This window comes from Bradyrhizobium sp. Kon10, assembly GCF_055807395.1.
On record NZ_JBVVOZ010000001.1, the window covers coordinates 72072 to 98898 of the forward strand.

General features: G+C 64.0%; 26 protein-coding genes. 7 read left to right on the forward strand and 19 right to left on the reverse strand.

Annotated features, from left to right (window positions below):
- The first annotated feature begins 144 nt into the window (after positions 1 to 144).
- The 5 genes from AC0L2O_RS00325 to AC0L2O_RS00345 are packed head-to-tail and all read left to right on the forward strand — an operon-like array spanning position 145 to position 4905.
- Positions 145 to 354: a ferredoxin gene (locus tag AC0L2O_RS00325; protein WP_369725377.1), complete on the forward strand. Its 210-nt coding sequence runs from the start codon at positions 145 to 147 to the stop codon at positions 352 to 354.
- Positions 355 to 411: 57 nt separating this feature from the next.
- Positions 412 to 1632, forward strand: a complete 1221-nt coding sequence (locus AC0L2O_RS00330) for a cytochrome P450 (RefSeq protein WP_473368289.1) — start codon at positions 412 to 414, stop codon at positions 1630 to 1632.
- A gap of 31 nt (positions 1633 to 1663) precedes the next feature.
- Complete coding sequence (locus AC0L2O_RS00335) at positions 1664 to 2986, forward strand: MFS transporter (protein ID WP_409189584.1); 1323 nt, start codon at positions 1664 to 1666, stop codon at positions 2984 to 2986.
- Positions 2987 to 2989: 3 nt separating this feature from the next.
- Positions 2990 to 3655, forward strand: a complete 666-nt coding sequence (locus AC0L2O_RS00340) for a sulfite oxidase-like oxidoreductase (protein WP_473368290.1) — start codon at positions 2990 to 2992, stop codon at positions 3653 to 3655.
- Between the two features lie 26 nt (positions 3656 to 3681).
- Positions 3682 to 4905 (forward strand): bifunctional alpha/beta hydrolase/OsmC family protein, encoded by a 1224-nt coding sequence (locus tag AC0L2O_RS00345; protein WP_473368291.1) that lies wholly within the window; start codon positions 3682 to 3684, stop codon positions 4903 to 4905.
- A 4-nt stretch (positions 4906 to 4909) separates the two neighbouring features.
- Here AC0L2O_RS00345 and pdxR read toward each other — a convergent pair whose 3' ends face one another.
- Positions 4910 to 6337 (reverse strand): MocR-like pyridoxine biosynthesis transcription factor PdxR, encoded by a 1428-nt coding sequence (gene pdxR, locus AC0L2O_RS00350; RefSeq protein WP_473368654.1) that lies wholly within the window; start codon positions 6335 to 6337, stop codon positions 4910 to 4912.
- Between the two features lie 100 nt (positions 6338 to 6437).
- Between pdxR and AC0L2O_RS00355 the strand changes: the two genes are divergently transcribed.
- Positions 6438 to 7355 carry a DMT family transporter gene (locus tag AC0L2O_RS00355; protein WP_473368292.1) on the forward strand — a complete coding sequence of 306 codons (918 nt, stop codon included), beginning with the start codon at positions 6438 to 6440 and terminating at the stop codon, positions 7353 to 7355.
- Here the strand turns inward: AC0L2O_RS00355 and AC0L2O_RS00360 are convergent.
- From AC0L2O_RS00360 to AC0L2O_RS00435, 16 genes are all read right to left on the reverse strand, one after another.
- Entirely contained in the window at positions 7334 to 8389 is a 1056-nt protein-coding gene (locus AC0L2O_RS00360; RefSeq protein WP_473368293.1) for a YeeE/YedE family protein, read from the reverse strand. The genes AC0L2O_RS00355 and AC0L2O_RS00360 overlap by 22 nt on opposite strands.
- Positions 8390 to 8495: 106 nt before the next feature.
- The gene (locus tag AC0L2O_RS00365) at positions 8496 to 9500 is read right to left on the reverse strand and encodes a quinone oxidoreductase family protein (RefSeq protein ID WP_369725388.1); all 1005 of its coding nucleotides are present in this window, start codon (positions 9498 to 9500) and stop codon (positions 8496 to 8498) included.
- 179 nt (positions 9501 to 9679) lie between these two features.
- Entirely contained in the window at positions 9680 to 11011 is a 1332-nt protein-coding gene (gene paaK, locus AC0L2O_RS00370) for a phenylacetate--CoA ligase PaaK (RefSeq protein WP_369725390.1), read from the reverse strand.
- Positions 11012 to 11043: 32 nt separating this feature from the next.
- Entirely contained in the window at positions 11044 to 11493 is a 450-nt protein-coding gene (gene paaI, locus AC0L2O_RS00375) for a hydroxyphenylacetyl-CoA thioesterase PaaI (RefSeq protein WP_473368294.1), read from the reverse strand.
- A 55-nt stretch (positions 11494 to 11548) separates the two neighbouring features.
- A complete protein-coding gene (paaE, locus tag AC0L2O_RS00380; protein ID WP_473368295.1) occupies positions 11549 to 12631 on the reverse strand; it encodes a 1,2-phenylacetyl-CoA epoxidase subunit PaaE in 1083 nt (360 codons plus the stop codon).
- Between the two features lie 138 nt (positions 12632 to 12769).
- Positions 12770 to 13273: a 1,2-phenylacetyl-CoA epoxidase subunit PaaD gene (gene paaD, locus AC0L2O_RS00385; protein WP_473368296.1), complete on the reverse strand. Its 504-nt coding sequence runs from the start codon at positions 13271 to 13273 to the stop codon at positions 12770 to 12772.
- Positions 13267 to 14043, reverse strand: coding sequence for a 1,2-phenylacetyl-CoA epoxidase subunit PaaC (gene paaC, locus AC0L2O_RS00390; protein WP_473368297.1), 777 nt, complete (start codon positions 14041 to 14043; stop codon positions 13267 to 13269). The genes paaD and paaC overlap by 7 nt, the downstream gene beginning before the upstream one ends.
- Positions 14043 to 14330, reverse strand: coding sequence for a 1,2-phenylacetyl-CoA epoxidase subunit PaaB (gene paaB / locus AC0L2O_RS00395; protein WP_008136594.1), 288 nt, complete (start codon positions 14328 to 14330; stop codon positions 14043 to 14045). Before paaB ends, paaC begins: the two co-directional genes overlap by 1 nt.
- A gap of 10 nt (positions 14331 to 14340) precedes the next feature.
- A complete protein-coding gene (gene paaA, locus AC0L2O_RS00400; RefSeq protein WP_473368298.1) occupies positions 14341 to 15333 on the reverse strand; it encodes a 1,2-phenylacetyl-CoA epoxidase subunit PaaA in 993 nt (330 codons plus the stop codon).
- Between the two features lie 76 nt (positions 15334 to 15409).
- Positions 15410 to 16276: a phenylacetic acid degradation operon negative regulatory protein PaaX gene (paaX, locus tag AC0L2O_RS00405; RefSeq protein ID WP_473368299.1), complete on the reverse strand. Its 867-nt coding sequence runs from the start codon at positions 16274 to 16276 to the stop codon at positions 15410 to 15412.
- Positions 16277 to 16369: 93 nt separating this feature from the next.
- Complete coding sequence (locus AC0L2O_RS00410) at positions 16370 to 17140, reverse strand: esterase/lipase family protein (protein WP_473368300.1); 771 nt, start codon at positions 17138 to 17140, stop codon at positions 16370 to 16372.
- Positions 17141 to 17328: 188 nt separating this feature from the next.
- Positions 17329 to 18615, reverse strand: a complete 1287-nt coding sequence (locus AC0L2O_RS00415; RefSeq protein WP_409189595.1) for a DUF445 domain-containing protein — start codon at positions 18613 to 18615, stop codon at positions 17329 to 17331.
- Positions 18616 to 18787: 172 nt separating this feature from the next.
- Positions 18788 to 19243, reverse strand: a complete 456-nt coding sequence (locus tag AC0L2O_RS00420) for a phasin (protein WP_100179008.1) — start codon at positions 19241 to 19243, stop codon at positions 18788 to 18790.
- 199 nt (positions 19244 to 19442) lie between these two features.
- Positions 19443 to 20036 (reverse strand): GNAT family N-acetyltransferase, encoded by a 594-nt coding sequence (locus AC0L2O_RS00425; RefSeq protein ID WP_409189597.1) that lies wholly within the window; start codon positions 20034 to 20036, stop codon positions 19443 to 19445.
- Positions 20033 to 21115, reverse strand: coding sequence for an alpha/beta fold hydrolase (locus AC0L2O_RS00430; RefSeq protein WP_473368301.1), 1083 nt, complete (start codon positions 21113 to 21115; stop codon positions 20033 to 20035). The genes AC0L2O_RS00425 and AC0L2O_RS00430 overlap by 4 nt, the downstream gene beginning before the upstream one ends.
- A complete protein-coding gene (locus AC0L2O_RS00435) occupies positions 21112 to 21492 on the reverse strand; it encodes a hypothetical protein (protein ID WP_369725412.1) in 381 nt (126 codons plus the stop codon). Before AC0L2O_RS00435 ends, AC0L2O_RS00430 begins: the two co-directional genes overlap by 4 nt.
- Positions 21493 to 21656: 164 nt before the next feature.
- On the opposite strand from AC0L2O_RS00435, the gene AC0L2O_RS00440 reads away from it, so the two are divergent.
- Positions 21657 to 22577: an alpha/beta fold hydrolase gene (locus AC0L2O_RS00440; RefSeq protein WP_473368302.1), complete on the forward strand. Its 921-nt coding sequence runs from the start codon at positions 21657 to 21659 to the stop codon at positions 22575 to 22577.
- 170 nt (positions 22578 to 22747) lie between these two features.
- On the opposite strand, the gene AC0L2O_RS00445 is transcribed toward AC0L2O_RS00440, so the two are convergent.
- A complete protein-coding gene (locus AC0L2O_RS00445) occupies positions 22748 to 23422 on the reverse strand; it encodes a spermidine synthase (RefSeq protein ID WP_473368303.1) in 675 nt (224 codons plus the stop codon).
- Between the two features lie 117 nt (positions 23423 to 23539).
- The gene (locus AC0L2O_RS00450; protein ID WP_473368304.1) at positions 23540 to 26776 is read right to left on the reverse strand and encodes a bifunctional cytochrome P450/NADPH--P450 reductase; all 3237 of its coding nucleotides are present in this window, start codon (positions 26774 to 26776) and stop codon (positions 23540 to 23542) included.
- Positions 26777 to 26827 lie beyond the last annotated feature (51 nt).

Genomic DNA, 26827 nt, shown 5'->3' on the forward strand with positions numbered 1-26827 from the left:
CTGAGCCTATAAGTTTGCGCTTGACAGGGGAAGCCTGCCGCGAATGTAATAGCATATAACTTAAAGCTGGCGAATGCCGCCGATAAAATTGACAAGAGGAAGCGCGACGTCCTCCGGACCGCGCGCACGACCAGGGAAGCCGCAATGACACAGCGACTGAGGGTTCGCGTCGATCCCGACAAATGCCAGGGCCATGCACGCTGCAAGGCGCTCGCGCCCGAGCTGTTCGAACTGGACGAATACGGCAACGCCCACGAGGCCGGAGACGGCACGGTTCCACCGGGCCTCGAAGACAAGGCCTGGCTCGCCAAGTCCAACTGTCCGGAAATCGCAATCGATGTGATCGAGGAGTAGCGCGGCTTCTGCCCGTCTACGTGCCTTCAGCGAACACGAGCTTCAAGGGATTCCGAGATGTCCGACGTCAGCCAACCTGCCGCCCATCCCCCCGTGACGGACTGGGTCAACGATTTCGACCACACCGATCCGCAATGGACCGAAGACCCCTTCCCGATCTGGGATGAACTGCGCGCCGCGAGCCCGGTCGTGCGCACCGAACGCTTTCTCGGCTGCTACATGCCGACGACCTATGAGGCGGTGCGGGAGATCGCCAATGACACCGAGCATTTCTCGTCGCGCCGCATCATCGTCCGGGACGTGCGGCCCGAGGTGACGCAGAACGCGGCCCCGCCGATCACTTCCGATCCGCCCGTGCACAAGCCGGCCAAGCAATTGCTGCTGCCGCCGTTCACGCCGGATGCGATGAAGAAGCTCGAGCCGCGCATGCGCGCCATCTGCAACGAATTAATCGACGGCTTCATCGCCGATGGGAGGATCGATGCAGCCGCGTGCTACACCAAGCACATCCCGGTGCGCGCGATCGCCCACATGCTCGGCATCCCCGAGAGCGACAGCGATCTTTTCATCAAGTGGATCCACATGATCCTGGAACTCGGCATCAAGGACGAGAGCAGGCTGCTCGAGGCGGTGCACGAGATGAGCGACTATTTCAGGGCTCATATCGAGGAGCGCAGGAAGAAGCCGACCGACGATCTGATCTCCTATCTGATGAATGCCAAGCGCAAAGACGGCCAGCCGCTGGAGGAAGCCCACGTGCTGGGCTCGCTGCGCCTGCTGCTGATTGCCGGCATCGACACCACCTGGAGCGCGATCGGCTCCTCGCTCTGGCACCTCGCCCGGACGCCGGCCGATCGCGAGCGCCTGATCGCCGAACCCGGGCTGATCCCCACGGCTGTGGAGGAACTCCTGCGCGCCTATTCGCCGGTGACGATGGCGCGCGAGGTGGTCAAGGAGACCACGGTCTCGGGTTGCCCGGTCAAGCCGGGCAATATGGTGCTGCTGTCCTTCCCGGCCGCCAATCGCGATCCAAAGATGTTTCCGGATGCTGACAAGGTCGTCATTGACCGGCGGGAAAACCGCCACGCGGCCTTCGGCCTTGGCATCCACCGCTGTGTCGGTTCCAACCTGGCGCGGATGGAGATGCAGGTCGCGCTGGAGGAATGGCTGAAGCGGATTCCGGACTTTCGGCTCGACCCGGCAGGCACCGTAACCTGGTCACAGGGCACAGTCAGGGGCCCCCGCCAGTTGCCATTTTTGCTCGGAAAGGCGATGTAGGCTCCCAGAGATAATTCCATGGGGGGCGGACGTGACAAAGCAGGCAATCAAACCGGCCTCCGAGCATTTTGACGTCGCCGACGCCCAGCGGCGAATCAAGGCGATCCTGATCGGCTCGATCGGCAATCTCGTCGAATGGTATGACTTTTACGCCTATACGGCGTTCGCGCTGTACTTCGCCCCGGCCTTCTTCCCCGGCAGCGATCCCGTCGTGCAGCAATTGAACATCGCCGTGGTGTTCGCGGCGACCTTCCTGATGCGCCCGCTCGGCGGCTGGCTGTTCGGCTATATCGCCGATCATTACGGGCGGCGGATATCGCTGACTCTGTCGGTCGTCTTCATGTGCTTCGGCTCGCTGATCATCGCGCTGACGCCGACCTATGCCACGATCGGCTTTGCCGCGCCGGTGATCCTGGCGCTGGCGCGCGTCATCGAGGGCCTCAGCCTCGGCGGCGAGTATGGCGCCAGCGCCACCTATTTGAGCGAGGTCGCCGATCCCAAGCATCGCGGCTTCTATTCGAGCTTTCAATACGTCACGCTGATCGGCGGCCAACTCACCGCGATCGTCGTGCTGCTGCTCCTGCAAAAGGTCTTCCTCACGCCGGAGGAGCTGAAGGCCTGGGGCTGGCGCATCCCGTTTGCGATCGGCGCGGCGCTCGCGATCTTTGCCGCGGTGATGCGGCGCGGCCTGCACGAAACCGAGGCCTTCGAGGAAGCCAAGAAGGTCGTCAAGCCCACCGGCTCGATCACCAACCTGCTGAAATATCCGCGGGAGCTGCTGCTGGTGGTCGGCCTGACCGCGGGCGGCACCGCGGCGTTCTACACCTTCACCACCTACATGCAGACCTTCGTCAAGCTCTCGGTCGGCCTGACCGAGGACCAGACCACCTTCGTGATCTTCGGCACGCTGGTCTTCGCGACGATCCTGCAACCGATCTATGGCGCGATCTCCGACAAGATCGGACGCAAGCCGCTTTTGATCTTCTTCGGCGTCGCCGGCACGCTCGCGACCGTGCCGCTGCTGATGACCTTGAAGGAGACCAAATCGCCCTTCATCGCGTTCGTCCTGATCTGCTGCGCCTGGCTCTTCGTCGCCGGCTACACCTCGATCAACGCGGTGGTGAAGGCCGAGTTGTTCCCGACCAATGTCCGTGCGCTCGGCGTCGGCCTGCCCTACGCGATCACAGTTTCGATCTTCGGCGGCACCGCACCCGCGATCGCGCTCTATTTCAAGAGCATCGGGCACGAGGAGTGGTTCTACTTTTACCTCAGCAGCATCATCTGCCTGTCGCTGATCATCTACTCGACGATGCGCGACACCAAGCATGCTTCCGCGATGCACCGCCACGAGTAGGCCATGGCCGACGACAACGAGCCGCCATCCGACAGCAAGCTGACGCGCACCAAGGAAAAATGGGCGCGCGAGGGGCGCTTCCTCACGGGCCGGATCACGCGCTCTGAGGACCAGCGGCTGCCGCCCGGCCAGCATCTCACCAAGGACTGGCCCGTGCTCGATCTCGGCGTCGTGCCGCCGGTCTCGCGCGAGCGCTGGCGGCTCGACGTCTATGGCGCGATCGAGAACCCCCTATTCTGGACCTACGCCGAGTTCGCCGCGCAGAAGCAGACGCAGTTCACCTCGGACATCCACTGCGTCACGACCTGGTCGCGCTACGACAACCAGTGGGAAGGGCTCGCCACGCGTGACCTGCTCGCGGCCTGCCAGCCGCGCGACGACGCGCGCTTCGTGGTGCTGCATTCCTTTGACGGGTACACCACCAATCTTGCGCTGGAAGATTTCGCTGCCGAGGACGCGCTACTCGCACATAGCTGGTCTGGCAAGCCGCTGACCGAAGAACATGGCGGCCCGGTGCGGCTGGTCGTGCCACATCTGTATTTCTGGAAGAGTGCCAAATGGCTCCAGGCCATCGAGTTCCTGGCCGAGGATGCGTCGGGCTTCTGGGAAGTCCGCGGTTATCATAACCGCGGCGATCCCTGGGCTGAACAGCGCTACTCCGGCGACTAGGATTCAAACAAGAACGGGGGAAGCCCATGCCCACCGAACGCTTTCAGTTCACCGGCGAAGGCGGCCATCAGCTTTCGGCCGCGCTCGAGCTGCCGGACGGTGAGCCCGCGGCCTTCGCGTTGTTCGCGCACTGCTTCACCTGCGGCAAGGACACGCTGGCGGCCAAGCGCATCTCGGTCGCGCTCGCCGCCAAGGGCATCGCGGTGCTGCGGTTCGACTTCACCGGGCTCGGCTCCAGCGAAGGCGATTTCGCCAATTCGACGTTCTCCTCCAACGTCGCCGATCTCGTGCACGCGGCAGATCATCTGCGCGCGACCCGCAGGGCGCCGTCGATCCTGATCGGCCATAGCCTCGGCGGCGCCGCGATCCTTGCGGCTGCCGCTCAAATCCCTGAAGCCAAGGCGGTTGCGACCATCGCGGCCCCATCCGATCCCGCCCATGTCACCGGCCTGTTCAAACAGCATATCGACGACATCCGTACGCTGGGTGAGATCGAAGTCTCGCTTGCAGGGCGTCCGTTCCGGATCAAGCGCGAGTTCCTCGACGATATCGGCGAGCACGAGCTGATCAAGGACGTCACCGGCCTGCACAAGGCGCTGTTGGTGATGCATTCACCGGTCGACGATACCGTCGGCATCGACAATGCGACCAAGCTGTTCGTGTCGGCCAGGCATCCCAAGAGCTTCGTCTCGCTCGACCACGCCGATCATCTGCTGACGAAGCCGGCCGACGCACTCTACGCCGCCGACGTCATCACCGCCTGGGCGAGCCGTTACATCGAGACGGCCGAACCCGCGAAGGCGATCGATCTCCCTGAGGCACCGCGCCTGGTCGTGGTCCAGGAGACCCGCAAGAGCAAATTCAACCAGATCATCTCGGTCGGTCCGCATCGCCTGACAGCGGACGAGCCGGTCGCCGCCGGCGGCGAGGATGCCGGCCCGGGTCCCTACGATTTCCTGCTTGCGGGTCTCGGTGCCTGCACCTCCATGACCATGCGCCTCTATGCCGATCGAAAATCGCTTCCGCTCGACCGTGTCACGGTCACACTGAAGCACTCAAAGATCCACGCAAAGGACTGCGACGAGTGCGAAACACGCGAGGGTATGCTCGACCAGATCGAACGCAATATCGCGATGGACGGCGGGCTCGATACCGAGCAGCGCAAGAAACTGCTGGAGATCGCCGACAAGTGCCCCGTGCACCGCACGCTGACCTCGGAGATCCGCATCGTGACGAAGGCGGTGGAGTAGCGCGCTAGAAGCACGACGCCATCGTCCGCACCGCGGCACTGATTTCATTGTCGCGCCACGCCGCAAAGCCAAGCAGTAGGCCATGATCGCGCGGTGGGCCGAGCGCCAGACTGGACAAGGCTCGCGTTTCAACGCCCGCGGCGACCAACCGTTTCACAGCCGCTTGATCCGCCGCGCCCCGTTTAAGACGCGCAACAAGCTGAATGCCGCCGGAGGGGATCTCGACCGAGAGGACACCGCACAGATGGCGCTGCAGTTGCTCGACGAGATGATCGCGGCGGGCATGATAGAGCCGGCGCACTCGGCGCAGGTGCGCCAGGAAATGCCCGTCGGCAATGAACTCGGCCAGCGCCTCCTGGATGTGGCTGGAAGCGATCAACCCGATGTGCCGCTGCGCGATTTCCAGGGTGCTGACCAACGCAGCCGGCACGACGAGATAGCCAAGCCGGATATCCGACGTCATCGCCTTCGAGAAGGTGCCGACGTAGAATGTGCGGCCATGGGCATCGAGCCCCTGCAGGGACGGCACCGGGCGATTATCATAGTGGAATTCTCCGTCGTAGTCGTCCTCCACGATCCAGGTCTTTCCGGGCCTGCTAAGCGCCAGAAATTCAGTGCGGCGCGCGAGAGACATCAGCCGTCCGGTGGGATGCTGATGCGACGGCGTCATGAAGATGAGCTTTGGCGCGGCTAATCCCGGCATCCGCCGCATTCCCTGTTCATCCAGCATCACGCCTGTCACGCGGGCGCCGGACGTGCGGAAAGCAGCCGCGGCACCGGGATAGCCGGGATCCTCGACCCAGACCTCGTCACCGGGCAAGATGAGCACAGCTGCGATCAAGCTCAGCGCAGCCTGTGCACTCGGCAGGATCATGATCTGGCCCGCCGTCGCACGAACACCCCTACTGGTCGCGAGATAAAGCGCGAGCGCCTCGCGCAGGCGTGTGCGGTTGACCGGACCAAGCTCGCGCTGCGCCGCGCGCAGGGCGCTGCGGCGCAGGCAGCGCGCCCAGACCTCGTTCGGAAACTCCCTGAAATCGCCATGCCCCGGCCGCAGCGGCTTTAGCGGAGCCTGATAGGACATCGGCCAGTCAGTCTTCTTGAGCTTCGAAGCCCAAGGTGAGAACTGCGGCTTGGAGGAACGGACGCTCGTAGCCGCGCCCGCCTGCTCGATGCGCTCATTGCCGTCGATCGTCACCCGAGGACGACGGCCATGCGACGCCTCGAGATATCCCTCCGCGGCGAGCTGCTCGAACGCATAGGTAACGGTGTTGCGGGAAACGCCGAGATCGCTGGCAAGCCGTCGGCTCGATGGCAATGCACAGCCTCTGCCAATACGACCGGCCGCGATCAGACTCCGAAGCTGGCTCGTCAGTTGATCCACCAGTCCCTCATCGCCGGCGCGCTTAAGGTCGATCAGGGCAGAAATCATCGCCTCGGAAACTGGCACCTTAATGTTCTCCAATCTGGCACTCCTTCAGGTGCCAATCCGGATGCTATCCACTGCATCGGACTGCTTCAAGGATGTTGCAATGAACCCTTCCATGTCTCCCCGCACGGCAATCGGGCTGTTTCTCATCGTCGTGCTGGCCTGGGGCGTGAACTGGTCCGTGACGAAGCAGCTCGTTCAGTTCCTCCCGCCACTGTGGACTTCGGCGATCCGGAGCTGGATCGCCCTAGCTGCATTGTTCGTGATCCTCCGACTGAGCAACAATCTGGTGATTCCGGAGCGGCGCGACATTCCTGTGGTCCTGAGCGTGGCGCTGCTGCACATGACGGTGTTCTCGGTCCTGGTTGCGGCGGGTGTGCGCTTCCTGCCTGCGAGCAAGGCTATCGTGCTCGGCTACACCACGCCGCTCTGGGTCGCGATCGCCGCGCCTCTGCTCGGGAAAGATACGCTGACCGCGCCAAAGCTCGCCGGCGCCCTGCTCGGGCTGATCGGCCTTGCCGTGATCCTGAACCCGGCATCGATTGACTGGACCAATACCAACGTCGTGCTCGGCGCCGGCATGGTCATCCTGGCCGCGATCTCCTGGGCTGCGAACATCATCTATATCCGCGCGCACCGTTGGATCGCGTCGCCCCTTCAGCTTCTGATCTGGCAGGTGCTCGTCGCAACGATCGTGCTGACTGGATCGGCGGCGATCACACATAGCTTACCGCACGCAGAATGGTCGTGGAGACTCGTGTTGCTGTTTCTGTATTCCGGCCTGATCGGGACGGCGCTGGCCTATTGGGCGATGTCGATGGTCAACAAGAGCATCTCGGCGCTGACGACTTCGCTCGGCACCACCGGCACGCCCCTCGTCGGTATCGCCAGCGCCGCGATCCTGCTCGGTGAGCCCATCGATATAAGCCTCGTGATCGCGGCCGGGCTGATTGTCGCCGGCATCGGTCTTGCGACATTGGGGGACCGCCTGCTGCGCACTCAGGCCGTCGCTAAGGGTTGAACGCGTAGCGCACCGCGCAGGCCCGCGACGGTGCCGATCAGAATGCCGGCCACCGCGATGAACGAGCCCATCGCAAGCGTCGAGAGCCCCGTCAAGCCCTGCCCGATCGAGCATCCGAACGCCATCACGCCGCCGATCCCCATCAGCGCGGCGCCACCGGCCGAGCGCAGCATATGGCGTGGCGATGAATAACCCTCGAGATGAAAGCGGCCTGTTGCGAGCGCGGTGGCCAGACTGCCGGCGCAGACGCCGGCAACCGTCGCAATGCCGAAATTCAGGCTCAGGCCGGTCGAGAGCATGGCATATTGCACGGCATCCGCGATCGGCGCGATGAAGGTGAGCGACGTCACCTGGACCGGATTAAAGTCGTCGGCACCGAGATAGCCGGTAACGAACCAGCCGCCCGCAACGAGGAGACCGACGATGACGCCCGCCATGACCTGGCCCGGCGAGCGCCGGAACGCCGGGTGCGCAAAAGCAAACAGGGTCAGCGCCACGACGATCGCGGCAGCGGCCAGCGCGCGCGAGATTGCTTCACCGGGACCGAGCGCCGCCAGCAGGGACGGCAGCGAATTCGTGTTGACCGTCGTCTGCGACGCTTGAACCAGCGCGATGCGAGCAGGCGCGATCAGGCCTTTGAGCGTCATCTGCGCAGAGATCGCCAGCACGATGACGACAACGAAAGAACGGAGATTGCCACGCCCAAGCAGCACCAGCGCGCGCGAGCCGCAGCCGTTTGACAGCACCATGCCGTAGCCAAACAGAAGACCGCCGAGAAACAGCACCGGCGCCGAAAACGTTTGTTGCAGATAAATCGACTTGCCCATATCGACCGCGCCACTGCCGGCGAGGTACTGGCTGGCCGCGATCGCAACGGCGATCGCCAGCGCATAGGTCCGCACCAGTCGACCGTCTCCCTCCACAAGATAGCCGCGCATGCTGCTCATCAGGCAGAAGCCGCTGAGCAGGCCGACGGCGCCGTAGACCAGGCCGATGCCGAGGCCGGCAAGGATGACGAGTTGGTTGGCTTCCATCAGTTGCTCTCAGGTCTCTTCGTCATTGCGAGCGCAGCGAAGCAATCCAGTCTGTCTCGTCGGATGCATTTTTGGATTGCTTCGCTGCGCTCGCAATGACGGTGTGTTACGGCTTCAGGATGACCCGGTCGCGCGAGGAGCCAGCGACGGCAGCGTAGGCCTCCTTGGCGCGCACGAGCGGATAGACGGCGCTTGCCTTGATCGGGAATGGCTTCAGATGCCCGCCGGCAAAGCCCGGAGCGAGGTGGCGTAGCACCGCGCCTGTCGCGATCGACGGCAGGCCGAGCGTGTCGATGCCGACGTAAGTGTGCTGTCCCCGGTAGAACTCGAGGATGTTGAACTGCACGATCGGGTTGATCGCGGCGATCAGAATCTGCCGGCCGCGCAAGCCGAGCGATTTGTGCGCGGCCTGGAAATAGGGATCGCCCACGGTGTTGAAGACGATCTCGGCGCCCTTGCCTCCGGTCAGTTCGCGCACGCGCGAGGCGACGTCGTCGACAGAGGCGTCGATCACGTCGATGGGCGCGTTGCTGTGGCCTTCATAGCCTTCGGCCTTGCGAACCACGCCGATGACGCGCGCGCCCTGCCAGGTCGCGATCTGCACCGCGGCCTGGCCGACCTTGCCGTTGACGCCGAACACCAAAACCGTCTCGCCGCTGCAGGGCACGCCGGCGCGCTGAAAACCTTCCATGGCGGTGACAAAGGGAACACCGATGCCGGCGGCCTCCTCCCAGGACACCGCCTCCGGCTTCTCCACCACGGCATCGGCCTCGACGACGAGATGGGTGGCGTGCGTGCCGTCACGACGGATGCCGAGATCGCCGGAGGAGCCGAACACGTCGCGTCCGACCGAGCCCGCCGGCCCCTCGACGACCACGCCGGCATAGTCGCGGCCAGGCGTACGCGGGAAGATGGCATAGGGCATCAGTCCGGTTGCGGCCTTGACGTCGGACGGATTGACGGCGGCGGCCTTGAGTTCGATCAGGAGATCGTTCGGACCGCGCGTGAGCGTGTGACGCTCAACCACCGGCGCAATCGCGGCGACGTTCTCGGCCTTGGCATTGAGGCGAACGCAGCGCGCTTCGGTGGTTTTGGAATCGGCTGATGACATCGAAAACCCACGATTTCTCGCGGGCCTTGTCGCCCTTGGAGAGACCCAAGTCAACCTGCCTCCCCTCATCCTGAGGAGCCGCGCCAGCGGCGTCTCGAAGGATGAAGGCCCGCGTGCAGTATCCTGGCCTGCATGGTTCGAGACGGCGCTACGCGCCTCCTCACCATGAGGGGTAAGACCTAATCCTTCGGCCGCTTGTCGAAGAGGCGCTTGGCCTTGCCGAGCGAGCGCTCAAGCGTGGCGGGCGCAACCACCCGCACCCTGGAGCTGATGCCGATCGTGTTCTTGATGTGGGTCGATATCCGATCGGCGTGGTCAACGAGCCCCCTGCCGTCCCAGCTCTCCGCGCGAGCTTCCGCGATGATAGTCAGCTCGTCCATTCGGCCCTCGCGGGTGAGCTCCAGCACGAAGTGTCCGCCGCACCAGTCGGTCGCGAGCAGCACTTCCTCGATCTGGGTCGGGAACAGGTTGACGCCGCGCAAGATGATCATGTCGTCCGAGCGCCCGGTCACCTTCTCCATCCGCCGCATACCGGGCCGCGCTGTGCCCGGCAGCAGCCGCGTCAGGTCGCGGGTGCGATAGCGGATCACCGGAAAAGCTTCCTTGGTGAGCGAGGTGAAGACCAGCTCGCCCTTCTCGCCATCCGGCAGCACTGCACCGGTCTCGGGGTCGATCACTTCGGGATAAAAATGGTCCTCCCAGATGTGCAGGCCGTCCTTGGTTTCGATGCACTCCTGCGCGACGCCGGGGCCGATCACCTCGGAAAGGCCATAGATATCGGTCGCGTCCATGTCGAAGGCATCCTCGATCTCGCCGCGCATCGCATTGGTCCAGGGCTCGGCACCAAAGATGCCGACCTTGAGCGAGCACTGGCGCGGATCGAGCTTCTGGCGCTTGAACTCGTCGAGGATCGCCAGCATGTAGCTCGGCGTCACCGTGATGATGTCGGGCCGGAAATCGTTGATGAGCTGCACCTGCCGCTCGGTCATGCCGCCCGAGATCGGCACCACTGTGCAGCCCAGCCTTTCAGCGCCGTAGTGCACGCCGAGGCCACCCGTAAACAGGCCGTAACCATAGGCGTTGTGGATGATCATGCCGGTGCGGCCGCCGGCGGCGCGGATCGAGCGCGCCATCACGTCCGACCAGGTGTCGATGTCGCGCTGGGTGTAGCCGACGACGATCGGCTTGCCCGTCGTGCCGGACGAAGCATGCACCCGCACCAGCTTTTCGCGCGGCACGGCAAACATGTTGAAGGGATAGTTGTCGCGCAGATCCGTCTTTACAGTGAAAGGGAATTTCGCAAGGTCGGACAGCTCGCGAAAATCCGACGGATGCACGCCGGCTGCGTCGAAGGCTTTGCGATAATGCGCGACGTTGTCGTAGGCGTGCTTCAGCGACCAGGCGAGGCGCTGCGTCTGCAAGGCCATGATCTCGTCGCGCGACGCACGCTCATGCGCGTCCAGCTCGGGCCTATAGGTAGGGCCGCCTTCCATCAGCTTCGTCGAAGCCATCCTTGTTTCCCCACATTGATTTGTTCTTGTGTTTATTGATCTTGCGCCGACAGCCAGGTGCCGGGAATCACACGCGAATGCCCGCGGAATTCGGCGACGACAGTGTCGCCGGCTGTGACGCGCACATCATAGATGCCGGAGCGGCCGCTGCGGCTGATCTCGCGCGCCTTCGCAACCAGCCGATCGCCAAGCTTGCCCGGTCTGATGAAAGTGATCTGGCCCTGCGCCGCAACGACGCGATCATTGTGCGAATTGCAGGCGAAGGCGAAGGCGGAATCGGCGAGCGTGAAGATGAAGCCGCCATGGGCGATGCGCTGACCGTTGACCATGTCCGGCCGCACCGTCATTGCCAATGTCGCAAAGCCCGGGCCAACCTCGACGATCTCCATGCCGAGGCCTTTGGACGCATCGTCCTCCGCCCACATTGCATCGGCACAGGCGCGGGCCACGTCCTCGGGTGACAAGGCGGCTTTGACGTTCACGCGCTTCTCCCGGCCAATTGTTTGCTCCTAATGTTCTGCTGGTTGGTTCAAGCTGTCAAACGTGGTCGTAATCGACCACGACCCGCTCCGACGAGGGCTTGGCCTGGCAGGTCAGGATAAAACCGGCCTTCAGCTCCCACGGCTCCAGTGAATAGTTGATGTCCATCGGGGCCTCACCTTCGACCAGCTTCGCACGACAAGTCGAGCACATGCCACCCTTGCAGGCGAAAGGCAGATCGACGCCGGCACGCAGCGCGGCATCGAGGATCGCCTCATCCTCGGCAACCGGCACGTCGCGGCGCTTGCCGTCGATGATCAGGGAGGCAATGGCCTTCGGCGGCGCATCGGGCGCAACGATTTTCTTCGGCCGCGGCTTGCCGCCAAATTCCGAGACGAAGCGCTCGACATGGATGCGATCGTCGGCGATGCCGAGATCGCGGCAGGTCGCCTCGATGTCCTCGCTCATGCCAAGCGGACCGCAGACGAAGACATGATCGACGCTCGCGGCCGGCACCAGTGAGCGTAGCAGCACCCTCACCTTGTCGCCGTCAAGCCGGCCATGCAGGATCGGGATGTCCTGCTCCTCACCGGAGATGACGTGGAAGATCGAGAGGCGGTCGATGAAGCGATCCTTCAGCTCCTCGAGCGCCTCGAGGAACATGATGTTGTCGGTCGCGCGGTTGCCGTAGAACAGGAAAAAGCGACTACTGCGTTCGCGGGCCAGAATGCCCTTCACGATTGACAGGATCGGCGTGATGCCGGAGCCGGCAGCGAAGCCGACATGGATTCGGCCGACCTCCGCCGGCGCGATCGCACCGAAACGTCCGGTCGGCGTCATCACATCGAGCTCGTCACCGCATTTGAGTTCGTCCGCCGCCCAGCTCGAAAACGCGCCGCCGTCGACCTTCTTCACCGCGATGCGGATCTCGCCGTCGTCGGGGCCGGAGCAGATGGAATAGGAGCGGCGCACCTCCTCGCCGTCGAGGGTGGTGCGGAGCGTGAGATACTGGCCGGGGGAGAAAGCATAGTCACCGGCGAGATCGCCGGGAATGGTGAAGGTCATCGAAACGGCATCGGACGCTTCGCGACGGAGATCGCTGACGGCCAGGCGGTGGAAGCGCGGGGCGGCTGCGGACATCATGGACACCCTACATTGATCCCACCGCCGTCATTGCGAGGAGCTCTTGCGACGAAGCAATCCAGACTATGTCCGCGGAGGCAGTCTGGATTACTTCGCTTCACTCGCAATGACGGCGGGGTTGGCATGGTGCTTCTCTCAATGACACTTGAAATAGTCGAAAGGTTCGCGGCACGCCTGGCAGCGCCACAGCGCCTTGCAGGAGGTCGAGCCGAATTCGGACAGGAGTTCGGTCTTCTCCGAGCCGCATTGCGGGCACGCGACGGCCTGCTCGCCGAACAGTGCGCGGCGTGAGCTCGCAGCCTGCGGCGGTGCGATGCCATAGGCGCGCAGCTTGAGGCGCCCCTCCTCGCTCATCCAGTCCGTGGACCAGGCCGGCGACAGAACCGTGCGAACCTTCGGATGACGAAAGCCGGCGCGTTCCAACGCGAGCTCGATTTCGAGCGCGATCATGTTCATGGCCGGGCAGCCCGAATAGGTCGGCGTGATCGCGACTTCGACGTGATCGCCGCTCAAGGTCACATCGCGCAACACGCCGAGATCGGCGATGGTCAGCACCGGAATTTCGGGATCGACCACGCTCGCCGCGGCGTCCCAGGCGCGCCGACGCAATTCGCTGTCGTGTTCCAGCACGGTCACCATGTCAGCCCCGGAAACGTCCGCTGCATCGATTGCAGCTCGGACAGGAGATGGCCGAGATGCTCGCTGTGACGTCCGGCACGGCCGCCCTGCTGCATCCAGTCGGTCTGCGGCAGCTCGAGCGTTGCTTCGCCGATGACACCGGCGAGCGTCGCCAGCCAGCGACCGCGCAAGCTGCCGGGATCGATGGCGACACCGGCATCGATCAGAGCGCGCTCCCCTTCATCCACCGCGAACATCTCTCCGGTAAAGGCCCAGAGGTGATCGATCGCAGTCTGCGCGCGGGCGTGGCTTTCGTCCGTGCCGTCGCCGAGCCGGATGATCCATTCCGAGGCATGGCGCAGGTGATAGGCGCTCTCCTTCTCCGACTTGGCGGCAATGGCCGCGAGCGTCGCATCGCGCGAGCTCATCATTGCGCGCCAGTAGAGATCGGCGAAGGCGGAATAAAAGAACTGCCGCACCAGGGTCTGCGCGAAGTCGCCGTTCGGTTGCTCGAGCAGCAGCAGATTGCGGTACTGCCGGACATCGCGCAAATAGGCGAGCTTGTCCTCGTCGTGGTCCTTGCCTTCGACCTTGGCGGCGTAGGTATAGAGTTCGCGGGCCTGGCCGATGAGGTCGAGTGCGATGTTGGAGAGCGCCATGTCCTCTTCCAGCATCGGCCCGTGTCCGCACCACTCCGACAGCCGATGGCCGAGGATCAGCGCATCGTCGGCGCGGCGCAGCGCGTAGAGCACCAGCGGCGTTTCGGCGATCTGGATGTTGGCGCTCGCCATCACATGTGCCCCACTTCTTCCGGGACCTCGTAGAAGGTCGGGTGCCGGTAGATCTTCGATTCCGCCGGCTCGAACATCATGCCCTTCTCGGCGGGATCGCTCGCGGTGATCGCGGTCGACGGCACCACCCAGATCGAGAGGCCCTCGCCCCGGCGCGTGTAGATATCGCGGGCGGCCTGCAGCGCCATGGTGGCGTCGCTCGCATGCAGCGAGCCGACATGCTTGTGCGCGAGCCCGTTGCGGCTGCGAATGAAGACTTCCCATAGCGGCGTGTTCGGCGTGGCCATTACGATCTCCCTACTCGGCGGCTTGCGCGGTCTGGCGATGCGCGCGCTTCGCGGCATAGCTAGCTGCCGCCTCGCGCACCCAAGCCCCTTCGTCGTGCGCCTTGCGGCGGGCGGCGATACGATCGCGGTTACAGGGGCCGTTGCCGGCCAGCACCTGCTTGAATTCGGTCCAGTCGATCTCGCTGTAGCGCCAGTGGCCGTCGGCATCCTGAATCATGCCGGAATCGGGAATGGCAAGTCCGAGATATTGCGCCTGCGGCACCGTGGCATCGACGAACTTCTGGCGCAGCTCGTCATTGGAGAAGCGCTTGATCTTCCACCTGGTCGAGGTGTCGCTGTGCTGACTTGCGACATCCGGCGGGCCGAACATCATCAGCACCGGCCACCACCATCTATTCAACGCGTCCTGCGCCATCGCCTTCTGTTCGTCCGAGCCGCGGCACAGCGTCAGCATGATCTCGTAGCCCTGCCGCTGGTGAAAGGACTCCTCCTTGCAGACGCGGATCATCGCGCGCGCATAGGGGCCATAGGAGCAGCGGCACAACGGGATCTGGTTCATGATCGCGGCGCCGTCGACCAGCCAGCCGATCGTGCCGATATCGGCCCAGGTCAGCGTCGGGTAGTTGAAGATGGATGAGTACTTGGCTTTTCCGGCGAGCATCGCGTCGACCAGCTCTTCGCGCGAGGTGCCGAGCGTTTCGGCGGCGGCGTAGAGATACAGCCCGTGGCCGCACTCATCCTGCACCTTGGCCAGAAGGGCGGCCTTGCGGCGCAGGGACGGCGCGCGGGTGATCCAGTTGCCTTCGGGCAGCATGCCGACGATTTCAGAATGGGCGTGCTGGGAGATCTGGCGGGTGAGCGTCTTGCGATAGGCCGCCGGCATCCAGTCGTTCGGCTCGATCCGCTCCTCGGCGTCGATGCGCGCCTGGAATTGCGCAGCCTTGGCCGCGTCCTCGAGACCGCGATCGTCGGTGTCGGCCGTGTTCAGCGCCTGGGTATACATGCGCATCCTCCCGATTTATTGGGAGACAATATATAACAAGAATTTATTCATGCAAGATATTTCTGTAACATATAGCTCAAGCCTCGAACCTCCTTTCCAGGAGTTTCCGTGCCGGCGGCAGCGCGCCCTTTTCATTGGTTCCATGGGCGTCCAGCCATTGCTCGGACCGGGCGAGCAGCGCGCGATAGATCTCGCCGCAGAGTTCACGGGCGGCCCTGCCCGGCCAATCCACAGGGAGCAGGCTCTCGGGCAATAGCGGGTCGCGCAGCACGACGCGGCGGTAGTAGTGGATGAGCAGGATGCGCGCGGTAAAAGCGTCGGCCTCGGAGAGGGACGTACCGCGCGCGATCGCAGCGCGGAGCGGCTCGAACATTGTCATGAACTTGAGGTAGGCCTCCGCGGTCCGGTCGAGCGGCCAGCTTGCGCTGAGCAGACGCCGCCCGTTGTCGTCCTCGGCCGAGACTTCAAGACGGATCGCGCCCGCGGCCTCGTCCGGGACCGGCACGCCTGACGGCGCCACCCACACGCCCGGCAACGGACTGCCGAAGCCCGCGTTGCGCAGCGCCTCGCGCGAGGCGTCCCGATCCTCGCCATTGCCGATCAGCAGGAGCTCGAAGCGACCGGTCCAGTCGGACTGTGGCGGATCATAGATGTGGCGGGTCGCAGCCTCGAAGGTCTGGCGGCCCTTTTCGGCGAGCCGATAAAAGCTGTTGCGGCCGACTTTTTCGCGCGTCAGCCAGCCGTCGGCGGCGAGGCGCGACATCGCCGTGCGCACCACGCCGCTGTCGATCGCGAGGCCTTCAAAAAACGCCAGCAGCGTGCCGAGCCACACCGAGCCACCGCGCGGCACGATCGCGTCGCCGAACACGGTGACAACGATGGAGCCCGTGCGCGACGGCTCGCGCTTGAGCTGATCGACGATGCGGGGGAGCGGATACGCCATGCGCGAGGCTTAGCGCAATTTGATCAGGCGGGACAATGGACCGGCGCGACGCTGCTGCCTCTCCCCGCACGCGGGGCGAGGCGAAGAAGCGCACTACCGATGCGGATCGGGATAGACCAGGCTGCGCCAGCCGCTGCGATCAAAAGGCTGCCACGCGCCTTCCTTCTGCGCGAGGCGATCGGCCACCGCGTAAACAGCGGCCGGATGGTGTCCCATGCCGCAATGGCTGCTCTCGACCTCGACGCTCTCGGTCTGGGTACCCGATTTCTCCATGCAGCCCTGCCAGGCGCAGACGCCGTCAGTGCGGCTGAAAATCGCGGTGGTCGGCACCGGTGGTGGAGCGGCGAGGTCGCCGCCAAAGCGCGGATCGGCCTGGTCGGCGCGCTGTCCGCTGGCCCATTCATAAACGCGCCAGGCGTTGGTCGATTTGGGATCGCCCGCGAAGGGGCTGCCGAGCGTGATCACCTGGCGCACGCGCGCCGGCACCATCTTGGCGAGCTGGCGCGCATAGAGACCGCCGAGGCTCCAGCCGACCAGGCTAACCTTGCGGCCATGCGTGTCGTTAAGCTCCTCGATCAGATCGAGCATCGCATCCTGCACGCCCGGGCGCAGGCCGTAGTTGCGTCCCTGGCGCCAGCCGGCGACCGCATAACCCTTGCTCGCGAGAAACGAACGCAGCGGGCGCGTCGACGTATCGGACGCCACGAGGCCGGGCAGCACCAGCACCGGATGGCCGTCGCCCCGCGGCGCGAGGCTCAACAGCGGCAGCGCGCCGAGGAATGCACCGAGTTCGTGGATCGCGCGGCCTTCCAGAAACATCAAAGTGCGGGACGGCGGACGCAGCGTCTGGGCAGAAGCGGTCATCAATATTTCCCCTGGGCAGCTGCCGGTCGCGATGCCGGCAAATGGGTATCAATTCCAATACGCCGGCTTCTCAAACGTTCCGCAGCGCAACATGAATCAGCTAGGCGGCCGGTTCCCGACATTCAAGCGGGAGTGACACGGGGCCACAATAGGCGCGTGCGTGAATGCCAACGTCCGTGACGCAAAAGTCACAACAATCGAAGCAGGAATTCTACGGAGTAGAGCGTGAGCCCGGCGAGGCCGCCGATCAGCGAGCCGTTGAAACGGATGTATTGCAGGTCGCGGCCGATGTTGATTTCGATCAGCGAAATCAGCTGCGTCATATTCCACGATTTGACCTGGTCGGAGATGAAGGTCGAGACGCCCCTCTTCTGGTCGGCGACGAAACTTCGCAGCACCGTCACCAGGCCCTTGTTGATCTCGCCGCGCAGCTCGGCATCGCCGGCGAGCGCCTCACCGGCGGCAACGAACATGCCGGCGAGATGATGCTGCAGCACCTGCGTCTCGCCGCTCGCGCTGCGCTCGATGAAGGAGCGCGTGTTGGCCCAGACGGTGCGGGCGAGATCGGCAAGCTCGGGTCGCGCCAGCAGATCGCGCTTCAAGCCGTCGATGCGATCGATATAGGCCCGGTCGGTGCCTAAGCGATCGACGAAGCTCAGGACCATGCGATCGAACTCGCCGCGGAACGGATGTTTGGGATCGCTGCGGACTTCATTGAAGAAGGCGGTGGCCGAGGCCACGATCTTGTTCACCAGAAACTTGTCGGCGCGATAGAGCCTGAGCAGGGTCGGCAATTCCGCGCGCACCTTCTCGCGGATCATCGCCATCGTCTCCGTCTGGTTCAGGGTCTCGTGCATCACGCGCAGGAGATCGTCGAACAGAATCTGGTGCCGCCCCTCCGCAACGAAGCCACGCAGCGTACCGGCGGCGAGCGGCGCGAGGTCAATGGCCTGAAGCTGCGAGGACATCCGGCGAATGATGAATGTCATCAGCCCGGAGGTCTCGGTTGCGGAAAAAGCCTCGGGCAACAGCCGCAACGCAAAGCGCGCCAGATCGTCGCTGCGCTTGCGGTCGCGCAACCATTCCGCGACGAACGAGCCGAAGTCGATCTCGTTGAGCTTGGCCTCGACCGGACCGGCGTCGAGAAAATGCACCTGGATGAATTCGCCGAGCTTGTCGCCGATGCGCTGCTGATTGCTCTGGATAATAGCGGTATGCGGGATCGGCAGGCCCAGCGGCCGCTTGAACAGCGCGACCACGGCATACCAGTCGGCGAGCCCACCGATCGTCGCGGCTTCCGCGAAGGCGGCGATGAAGCCGAACACAGGATGCACGTTCAGCAGCAACTTCGCGATGACGAAGAGCGCGAGCGTCGAGGCCAGCACCAGCGTCGCCAGCGCCTTGACGCGGCGCAGCTCGGCCGCACGCTCGGTGTCGCCTGGAGTGTCAAAGGAGAAGGTGGTGGGAGCAGTCATGATTCACCAAGGTTACGTCATTCCGGGACGGTCCGCAGGACCGGACCCGGAATCTCGAGATTCCGGGTTCGCCCTTTGGGCGCCCCGGAATGACGACCGATGATGACGCGGCGCAAAAACAAAGGCCCGCCGAAGCGGGCCTCAAATTCAGTTTGGTCTCAGGGCGCCAGACTCAGGCGGTCTTGTTGTAGACCTTGGCAAAGTTGTCCTGAGCGGACTTCGCGCCGTTGGCGGCGAGCTTGCCGAGATAGTCGGTGGTCGCCTTGGCGCGCGAGACGAAGGCTTCGCCGCGGGCACGGAGCAGGCCCGACTGGATCTCGACGGCTTCGCTGAACGACTTGGCGGACGCGAGCTTGTCGATGCCGGAGAAGAACGCCTCGGCGTCCTCGTAGATCGCCTGCTGAATGTTGCGGCTAATCTTGCCGGCCTCGGTGACGGACTCGGTCACTGCGTTCTCGACGGCGGCAGTCACGCGCTCGGAGCCAGCGAACACCTCGGCAGCACGGTCCTTGGCGGTGTTGGCGGACTTCTTGACGAACTCGCGGGCGGCCTCGGGAACTTCCAGGTTCTGGATGTTCTTGAATGCGTCCTTGAAGCCTTCGAAAGCGGTATTGGTTTCGGTGGTCATTGGGGTCTCTCCATCCTCATTGCTTTGAGCTATGGGCTCACCCCGTCCGTTTGGCCCGGGGCACGGCTTATATGGCATAGTTAATTGTGCGTCGCAACATCTATGTTGCATCGCGATATCACGAAATCGTGATCAGCCTCGAGGGAAGGCAGTGTGCCGCTTTGCTAGCCGGGCGGTTCCAGTCGGGTCGCGAAGGCGCTCAGTGCTGGACGGCGCCCGGCAGCCCGTACGCCTCCATCTGGGCCTGGACCTGCGCGATGTTGTGGCCAAGCACGACGATGTCGTGGGTCTTGCCGCCGACGTCCCGCACGTGGTCCCGCAGCAGCGCCTCCGCCTTGAAGCCAAGGCTCTCGAACAGCGCGATCGCCGCCTGCTGGTCGACGGTCATCTGCACCGAGAGCTTTTCGAGGCCGGCCCCGAGCGCAAGCGCAAAGGTCTCTTGCGACAGCGCCCTGCCCACTCCCTTGCCGCGGACCTCGGGCGAGACCACCATGCGGATCTCGCCGACATGGGGCGACCAGGAATGCGGATCGCGCACCAGCGTGCCGCAGCCGACAACCTTCCCGTCTTTGACCGCGAGCAGGCTCTGAATCGCGCCGCGCTCGATTTCCTTGACCCAGGCCGAGAGCACTTTTGGCTCGCTGATGTTGCGCGGTAGAAACAACAGATCATGGCTCGGCAGGCCCTTGCCGAAGGCCAGCACGGCGGCTTCGTCCGCGGGCGACATCAGGCGGATCTCGATCTCGCCGGCCTCGGTCTTGACCCGACGTGGATAGGCTCGCTGTTCACTCATGTCGATCTTGTCCCCAGCCAGGAATCTAGTTTTGGCCACAGCCGCTTCACCGCGTTGGCGCCGGCGACGAGGGAGACGTGACCGCCCTTGAGCATCACCTCTTCCTTGTCCTCGGATCCGATCTTCGCGATCAGATGTTTTGCCGCGTCATAAGGCACGATGTGATCATGTTCGGCGACGGCGTGCAGGAACGGCACCTTGATGTTCTCGAGCTTGGCCGCGCGGCCGCCGACCGACATGGTGTCGTTGAACAGCTTGTTGTCCCACATCAGGTCTTTGGTGATGGTACGGAAATATTCGCCCGCGAGCGGCAGCGTGTCGGTCGCCCAGCGATCGAACATGCGATACGACTTCACGAATTCGTCGTTCCAGATGTTCTCCCAGAGCTGGATCTGGCTCACGGTGCGCGAGGCGGGGCGCAGCATCTCGAACGATGACAGGATCATCTCCGGCGGCACGTTGCCGACGCTGTCGACGAGGCGGTCGACATCGAAATAGCGGCGGTCGGAGAAATTGGAGAACAGCTTCATCTCGCGGAAATCGATCGGCGTGGTGAAGCAGATCAAGTTCTTCATAGGCCCGTCCGGGACGATCGAGCCATAGAGCAGCGAGAGCACACCGCCGAAGCAATAGCCGATGACGGAGACGTCCTGCTCGCCGGAATCCTGCTGTACGCGGCGGATGCAATCCGGGATGAAGTCGAGAACGTAATCCTCCATCCGCAGGCTCTTTTCCTCCGGCCGAGGCGCGCTCCAGTCGAGCATGTAGACGTCGTAGCCGCGCTTCAGCAGGAACTCGATGAAGCTCTGGCCGGGCACGAGATCGAGGATGTAGCCGCGGTTGGTGGTCGCCATCACGACCAGGACCGGCACGCGATAGATCTCGTCGGACATCGGCCGATAGTGATAAAGGCTCATCGTGCCGCGCGAATGCAGCACGTCTTTCGGCGTCGAGCCGAGCGTGGGACCGGAGGTCGAGAAATATTCGACGCCCTTGATGCTGCGCTGGATCGCGCGCTGCACCTCGGACTGGATGCGCTCCGGAATGCTCGCGAGATCGAGTCCCGTCGGCGCGTTCATTTTTGCTCTCCGCCTTCGGAGGGCGGACGCTTGGTGCGCGGCGGCCGCGGCGCCCCACCGATCTGCGCGTCGCCCGAGTTGGACGACATCTGGCTTAGCATCGACTTGATCTCGCCGATCTGGCCTTCGATCGCTTGCAGCCGCTCGGCGATCCCGGTCATCTGCTCACGGCTCGGCAGGTTCATCGAGAGCAGGTATTTCTCCATGAGATCGCCGAACTGCTTCTGAGCACCTGCAGCAACGCCGCCCGCACGATTCACGGCCTGCGAGAATTCGGGTGTCTCCATCGCCTTGGTGGCGAAGGAGTTGAAGCCCTTTTCCATCTCGCCAACCATCTTCTGCCACAAGGCGACCGGATCGGTGATCTCGTCGGCCATCAGAATCCTCCGGATGTGGAGGGCATGTGCCCTGCTTTTTCGGTCATACCACACCGTTGCGAGGTGCCGGTCAACCGGCAAGCGACAGCTGTGGCGAACACGGCTTCTTCGCGCGAGGAAACCATGCGATACAGCAACGATCGAGAACTTGAGGGAACGCGCCCGTGACCGCCTCCGCCCATCAACCGCCACAGACCGTCCGCGCCAACGGCATCGATATTTGCTACGAGATCTTCGGCAATGACCACGCCGAGCCGCTGCTGCTGATCATGGGGCTCGGGGCGCAGATGATCCACTGGGACGATGGTTTCTGCGAGCAGCTCGCCGCGCGCGGCTTTCGCGTGATCCGTTTCGACAATCGCGACATCGGCAAGTCCAGCCATTTGAGCGGCGGCAAGCGCCTGACGCCGCTGGAGCTCTTGAAGCTGCGCTTCCTCAGGATTCCCGTGGCCGCGACCTACAAGCTGATCGACATGGCGAGGGACACCGTCGGCCTGATGGATGCGCTGGGCATCCAGTCGGCGCATTTGGTCGGCGCCTCCATGGGCGGTATGATCGCGCAGGAGGTGACGCTCTCGTTTCCCGAGCGCGTGCGCTCGCTGACCTCGATCATGTCGACGACCGGAAATCCGCGCGTGCCGCCGCCGACCCGCGAGGCCGCCGCGATGCTGATGGCGCCGCCGCCGCGCAGCAAGGAAGAGTTCATCGTCCGCTACGGTGAGACATGGAAGGTGTTGCGCGTGGGTTCGTTTCCGGAGGAGGAAGCGCTCGATCCTGGCCGCGCCGAACGCGTGTTTGCCCGCGGGCTCAATCCGGCCGGCGTCGGTCGCCAACTCCGCGCCGTGCTCGCCTCCGGCAGCCGCAAGGAACGGCTGCACAGCGTCAAGACGCCGACGCTGGTGATCCACGGCACGGTCGATCCGCTGGTGCGGCCGGAAGGCGGCCAGGACACGGCGGCTTCGGTCCCAGGCGCAAAGCTGTTGATGATCGAAGGCATGGGCCATGCACTGCCCGCGCGGTTCTGGCCTGAGATCATCGACGCTATCGACAAGCACGCCCATGGCGCGGCAGCACAGGCGGCGTAGCCGATCCGGAAAATCCTGCGAACAACAACACCAGTTCGTCTTTGCGCGCCGTGCCCACCGTCGCTCCACGACAACGATAAAAATGGTGGGCACGCTTCCGCCTTCGCTCTGCGAGCTACGGCCGACAAGTCGCTTTGGTTTGTCCACCCTACAAGAGCGACGCAGGCGGCCTAGCTCTTCTTCGCGATCCAGATCACATGGCGCGCGCCACCACCTCTGCCGGTCGCGCGGATATTAACTTCATTAACGTCGAAACCTGCGCTGCCAAGACGCTTGGTGAATGCCGGGTTGGGTCCCGAAGACCAGACGGCGAGCACGCCTCCCGGCCGTAGCGCCGCCTTCGCCGCCTTCAACCCACTCGCATCGTAGAGCGTATCGTTACCCTTCCGGGTCAGCCCTTCCGGTCCGTTGTCGACGTCGAGGAGAATGGCGTCGAAAGCCGATCGATGCGCACGGATGATTTCGCCAACGTCGGTTTCCTGGATGCTCACCCTGGCATCATCGAGGCTGTCGCCAAAGACTTGCGCCATCGGCCCGCGCGCCCAGGTGACCACCGCCGGCACAAGTTCGGAGACGACGATCTTCGCCTTGCTTCCAAGCACGGCAAGCGCCGCACGCAGCGTGAAGCCCATGCCCAACCCGCCGATGAGGACGACCGGCTTTCCGAGCTTTTCGATCTGCTTCGCCGCAAGCGTCGCAAGGGCGGCCTCCGAGCCCGACAGACGGCTGTTCATCAGCTCGTTGCTACCGAGCTTGATGGAAAACTCCTTGCCTCGCCGCATCAGGCGAAGCTCTTCATCGGAGCCGGGGATTTTGGCGGTATCGAGTTTTTCCCAGGGAATCATGCGGGAGCTTTAGCACGATTTGCTTCGCAGCTTCGTAGCCCGGATGGAGCGACGCGCAATCCGGGAAGCGCTCGCGTGACGAAAGAGCGCTGCGCTCCATCCGGGCTACAAGCCGGGCTACCCAGCCGCCCAAACGTCAAGCACATAGCGGTTCTTCGCACCGAGGTCCTCGATCCAGCGCGTGCCCGTGGCCGTATCGCCGCCGCTCTTCTCGCGATGGATGGCGACGAGCGCGGCCTTCACGTCCGGCTCCATCTTGCCGCCGTCGCCGCAGACATAGACGATGGCGCCCTGCTCGATCAGCGGCCAGACCTTGTCCTTTTGCGCGGCAAGGAGATGTTGCACATAGGTCTTCGGTTCATCGGCGCGCGAGAACGCGGTGAAGAGTTCAGTCACACCATCTGCCGCCAGGGCTTTCAGCTCGTCGGCATAGAGATAGTCCTGCTCAGGATGGCGGCAGCCGAAGAACAACATCGCGGGACCAAGGGTGGCTCCCTTCCCTTTGCGCGCGGCGCGCTCTTGGAGGAAGCCGCGGAACGGCGCCAGTCCCGTGCCCGGGCCGATCATGATGATCGGCACCGATGAATCATCCGGCAGACGGAAGCCGGCCTTGGTCTCGCGCACTATGGCGTAGATCGTTTCGCCCGTACGGCGCTCGCTGAGATAATTCGAACAGATGCCCTTGTAGAGGCCGCGGCCGGACGCAGCCGGGCCGCCGACCACGCCGACCGTGATGCTGCAGCGGCTGGCATCGAGCAATGGCGAGGACGAAATCGAGTAGTAGCGCGGAGCGAGCAGGGAAAGCATTTCGAGATAGGCGTGGAACGGCAGCTCGCAGGCCGGATGTTCCGTGAGCAGATCGAACACCGATTTGCGCCTGGTCAAGATCTCGGCGCGATAGCGCTCGCCGGCGTCGGCTTCATCGCCGACAAGAGCGAGCAGCTTCGGCTTGGTCACCGGACAGCGCGTATGCTCCGACATGACCTGGATATGCTTACGGGTCGCGACCTGCTGCAGCTCGACGAAATCAGTCAGAAGCTGTCCCACCGACACACTGTCCCCGACCGGCAATTGCGCGCGGCGTCCCTCGGCGACCTGCAATCTGATCTGGTCGGCCGGCAGGAAACCGAAGCGTCGCGCCACCGCATCGACGAGCGCCGGGTCGTTGCGCGGCACCACGCTGAGATGATCGCCGACGCGGTAGCTCACGCCTTGCGGCAACTGCACCTCGATGTGGCGCGTGGAACGCTCCGACGGATTTGGCCCGCTCTTGTTCTGAAGCTCCTCATTGACGAGCAGCTTCATCGCGACGACCCCACCGAGCGCTGCGATCGCATTGACCGCACCCGGCGCCACCGGCTCGACCTTGTAAAGCGGTTGGTCATCGGCGCCGCGGCTGAAGTCCGAGGTAAGGCCCCATTCCTTCATGGCCGCAGGGGCGGCAGCCGCGAACCATTTTTCGAACTGGCCGTCGAGATCGCTCCGCGCATCGCCCTCGCCCCGCGCGTAGAGACTGCGCGCACCACGGGCTGCGAGTTGGTCGTCGATGAAGCGCGGCACCGACTGATAGGTCGCGGCCCAATCGCTGTTGCCGCAGCCGAACACGGCGTAGCGCACCTTCGTCAGCGCTTGCTCTGATGCGTCGCCATGCAGCCATTTGACGAACTCGGTGGCGTTGTCCGGCGGTGCGCCGTTATAGGAGGCACAGAAGATCAGAACGCCGCCCTGTTCCGGCAGTTTGCCGGCATAATCGTCGAGCGCCGCGAGCTTGGTCGCAAAGCCGTTGACTTCGGCAAGATCGGCGACCCGGGTCGCGAGCTCTTCCGCCGTGCCGAGATTGGAACCGTACAGCACGAGCAGCGGCGTGTTGTGCCCGGGGCGCGCGGCGACACGCGGCGCGGCGGTGCCGGCGCCCGCCGGCGCCACGGCAGGTCCACCATAGGCGCCGCGCTCGCGCTCGGCGCGCGGCCGCACCTTGAGCTTGAAGCCTTCCGGCTTCATCGTCAGGGTTTCCTTCAAGTGCATCTGATAGCGCTGATGGTCGACCAGCCTGAAGCGCTGCAGGATCATGCCGAGCGCAAGCGCCGCCTCGTGCATCGCGAAGCCACGGCCGATACACGCGCGCTGGCCGTTGCCGAACGGCTTCCAGGCATTGACCGGCCGCTTGGCCTCCGCTTCCTTGCTGAAGTTCTCGGGATCGAAAGCATCGGGATTGGGCCCCCAGACGCTGGGGTCGCGATGCAGCGCCGTCACCAAAATCGTGACGAACGTGCCTTTCCTGAGTTTGTACTTGCCGCCGCCGATGGTCTCGTCCTTCAGCGGCGAGATGCCGTAGGCCGGCGCCGGCGGCCACAGCCGCAGCGCCTCTTTCAGGATCTGCGTGATGTAGGTGAGCTGCGTCACCTGCTGGTAGGTCGGCCTGACGTCGACGTCGGGTCCGAACACGCGGTCGACCTCGTCATAGGCCTTCTTGAGGATGTCCGGGTGCTTCAGCAGCGCATACAGCGTACAGGACAACAAGCCGCTGGTGGTCTCGTGGCCCGCGATCAGGAAGGTGTTGATCTGGTAACGGATGTTGACGTCGTCGAGCTGATCGCCGGTCGAGCGGTCGACGCCGGTCATCATCGCGGCCAGCATGTCTTTCTTGTCGTCGACGGCCTCTGCGCCTTTGCGGCGTTCGGCGATGATCTCGTCGACCATCCGGTTCATGAAATCGACGTCCTCGCTCATCGTCCTGCGCCGCTTCTGCATCCAGAGCTGCTCGAACGGCAGGCCGCGGGTCATCATGATGGTTTCGAGCGAGCGCACCAGCGACTCGACAAAAGGGTGATAGTCGCGCCGGTAGAACGAGTTGAAGCGGTAGTCGAACCCGCAGAGGCCGATCGTGTCCAACGTCAGCGCCGTCATGTCGTGAACGACGTCGATCTCGTCGTCGGCATTGAGCCTGCTCCATTTCTGGACCAGCTGCTCGGCGATATCGACCATGCTCGGGTGGTAGGACTGCATGGCGCGGTTGCCGAAGGGCTGCAGCAGGATGTTGTGTGCCTTGCTCCAGTTCGGCTCCTTGGTGTCGGCCGTGAACAGGCCGTCGCCGCCGACTGCGCGCACCCGCCGCAATGCCCCGCGCACGGCCTTGTCGAAACGCTTCTCGTCCGAAAGCTCGTCCACGAGATCGTGGCCGGAGACGACAACGATCGGCGAGCCCATCATGTCGAGCCAGAAGATCGGACCGAGCTCCTTGGCAAGCCGGGTCAGATGCTGAACGGGAGCCGCCGAATCCAGCGACAGCATGTTGCCGACCACCGGCTTGGTCGGCGGCTGCGGGATCGGATCCAGTCGGTTCTTGGATGACATCGAAATGTAGTCCCCCTGCCTCAATGTCGTCATTGCGAGCGAAGCGAAGCA